The sequence below is a fragment of the Psychrobacter sp. TB55-MNA-CIBAN-0194 genome (assembly GCF_040309505.1).
GTDB classification, from domain to species: Bacteria; Pseudomonadota; Gammaproteobacteria; order Pseudomonadales; family Moraxellaceae; genus Psychrobacter; species Psychrobacter fozii.
In genome coordinates, this window is record NZ_JBEOOW010000394.1 from 1 (window position 1) to 264 (window position 264).

Consider the following 264-nt stretch of genomic DNA (forward strand, 5'->3'; position numbering starts at 1 on the left):
GATGGAAGGCATCCCTGGTATTGATAACCCACTACATGATGAGTTCACCGATCAAGTGAAGCTTGAGCCATTCCGCCGCGCTTTAGATGAGCTAAAGCCTGATGTTTGGTTCAATGCTATTCGTAAAGATCAAACCGAATTCCGTCAAGGTCTTGATGTCCTGAGCTTGTCTAAAGACGGCGTGTTAAAAGTCGCACCGTTGTTTGATAAGACAGATAGCGATTTGGATGTTTATCTTGAAGAACATAACCTACCTAATGAGTT

The 264-nt window shown here is 43.2% G+C and carries 1 protein-coding gene; it reads left to right on the plus strand.

Annotated elements, in window-relative coordinates; translation table 11 throughout:
- Positions 1 to 264: phosphoadenosine phosphosulfate reductase domain-containing protein (locus tag AAEY75_RS15605; protein WP_352260103.1), on the plus strand; the 264-nt coding region annotated here is incomplete at both ends.